Annotated in this window: 1 pseudogene; it reads left to right on the forward strand. The window is 71.3% G+C overall.

The window, feature by feature from the left end:
- Positions 1-1,592 (forward strand): annotated as a pseudogene (locus EN742_RS34500) (helicase); the annotation flags it as partial.

Raw genomic sequence — 1,592 nt, forward strand, 5'->3', positions numbered from 1 at the left:
GACGGAACGCTGCGCTGGATCGGCGCGCCGATCGGCACGCTGGTTGCCGGCGATGAGCCGCTGAAGCCGCGCCTCGTGCTGCTGGTCGACGAGCAGCTCACCGGCCCGGCCCGCGACAAGGTGGCGGCGCGCGCCGAGCGCTTTGTCAATTTCCAGATCGAGTCGCTGCTGAAGCCGTTGGTCGACCTGAAGAATGCCGAGCAGCTCACCGGCATCGGTCGCGGCATCGCCTTCCAGCTCGTCGAGCATTTCGGCCTCATAAACCGCCGCGACATCACCGAGGAGATGAAGTCGCTCGACCAGGAGGGCCGCGCGGCGCTGCGCCGGCTGGGCGTGCGCTTCGGCGCCTACCACGTCTTCGTGCCGGCGCTGGTCAAGCCGGCGCCGGCCGGGCTGGTGACGCTTCTCTGGGCGCTGAAGAATGACGGCAAGGACAAGCCCGGCTTTGGCGACGTGGTGCATGCGCTGGCGTCGGGCCGCACCTCGGTGGTCATCGATCCCGCCTTCGACAAGAGCTTCTACAAGCTCGCCGGCTACCGCAATCTCGGTCGCCGCGCGGTGCGCGTCGATATCCTCGAGCGGCTGGCCGACCTGATCCGCCCCGCGACCAACTGGAAGCCGGAGCTGGGCCAGCGTCCCGACGGCGCCTATGACGGCCACGCCTTCATGGTGACGCCGCCGATGATGTCGATCCTCGGCGCTACCGCCGACGACATGGAAGAGATCCTCAAAGGTCTCGGCTATCGCGCCGAGCCGAAGCCGGCAGCCGAGGTCAAGGCGCGGCTCGAGGCGCAAGACAGTGCCGCGCGCGAGGCGGCCGCCGCCAAGCTTGCGGCGGAAGAGGCGGCAAAGGCCGAGATGGGTGCAGCGGCCGCAGCCACGGCTGCGGAAGCCGGTGCCGAAACACCGGCCGAGGGTTCTGGACCTGGGCCGGACGCCGCTGTCGCGCCGGAAGCCACGGTCGACGTTTCGGCCGAACCCGTCACCGGACTGGTCGCTGAAGAGCCGCTTGAGGCTCCAGCCCAAGCCACGCACGAGGCCCCGGTGGTGGTGGAAGCCGTCGCCGAAGAACCAGCTGACGCTGCTCCGGCAGCCGAGGCGGAGGCAGAAGCCCAGACTGCGGAAGTCGACGTCGTAGCGGGAGAGCCGGTGGCCGAGGACTCGCCGGCGGCGGCCGACGGGTCCACCCAGCCTGCCGCGACTGCGGAAGCCGGCGAGACGGCATCCGAGGCCGAGGAGCCGAAGCCTATCCTGTTGTGGCGTCAGGGTCGTTTCGAGCAGCGCCCACGCCACCGGCACGACAACCGCCGCGACAATCGCCCGCGCAACGGACCGGCCGCGCAGGGCGGCCGGTCCGACGCAACTGGCGAAGCGGCCGGCCAGCCGGGCGGACGCCCGAATGACGGGCGCCGCGACCAGCGCGACGGTGCCGGCAAGCCGCGCTTCGACCGCTCCAAGTTCAAGCCGAGGCCGCCAGGCGAGGCTGGCGAGCGGCGCGAAGGCAGGCCGCAAGGCGAGCGTCCCGACCGCCGCGACGGCAGGCCCGACTGGAAAGGCGGCCGGCAGGATGGCAAGGGCGGCGCGCAAGCCGG

It is taken from the genome of Mesorhizobium sp. M4A.F.Ca.ET.020.02.1.1 (assembly GCF_004022645.1).
Classification (GTDB): domain Bacteria; phylum Pseudomonadota; class Alphaproteobacteria; order Rhizobiales; family Rhizobiaceae; genus Mesorhizobium.